Below are 875 nucleotides of genomic sequence, written 5' to 3' on the forward strand. Positions count from 1 at the left end.
CTTGCACCACTTATACCAGTTTTCTGAAGCTTTTGTTGATAACTTACATCACCATGAAGGGAGAAATTGTGAGACAGTTGTGCATTGATGCCAACGCCGCCTTCAATTGCAGGTCCCATAGGATCAAGGTCAAAGTTTCTACCAATATGAATGGTACCATTATCACCAAAGGTTTTGATCAAGTTTACTTTTCCATAGAAAGACATCGGACGGTTGTTTTCAGTGGAAATGGTTTTTGTCAAACGTCCACCAACACGGATCAACCATTGAGAAGGATTTTTCATATCAACGGTAAAATTATCAGCATCTTCAATGGTATTAAACATCAAATGTTGATAGGCAATTTGTGCTTGTGGCTCAAATGTTAAGCCTTCCATTCCGGTTGCAAACTCTTTGCCAACGGTGGTGGAGATACTCAACATTTTGGCGTTTTTCAATTTTGCGGTTTTGCCAATGATAGCATTGCCGATATCTCCCTTTATTATCCCATAGGACAAGAGTGTATCCATATAGAAACCATTGTCATGCTGCACGCTGCCATAAGCTGTTAGTGACCATTTATCCAATGTGCTCTTACTGGCATCCGCTATGTCCTTTGGAGTGAAAGACAGCCGCCCATAGGTGCCTACAAGACCGAAATGTGTTGTGGTATTTTGTCCTTCTAATGCCGCGAATGTGACTCCGGCTTGGAGAGCAGCATAGCGGATATCAGCACCATAACCATATTTGAGAGGTCCGCGTTCAGAAGATAAGGTTCCTGTGTTTCCGTAAGTATAGAGGAAGAAACCGGTTTGTTTTTCCTCTTCTTTTCCTAAGACAGATGTTCTGATATTGGCTAAAAGCGCGTTTTGTTTAGCCATATCGGTTAATCCACT

Annotated in this window: 1 protein-coding gene; it reads right to left on the reverse strand. The window is 41.8% G+C overall.

Annotated elements, in window-relative coordinates; translation table 11 throughout:
- The coding region (locus ACFINM_RS09780; RefSeq protein ID WP_375641340.1) for an autotransporter domain-containing protein at window positions 1-875 on the reverse strand (875 nt) is incomplete at both ends.

Source organism: Bartonella sp. AA168HLJHH, from assembly GCF_042197365.1.
Classification (GTDB): Bacteria; Pseudomonadota; Alphaproteobacteria; order Rhizobiales; family Rhizobiaceae; genus Bartonella.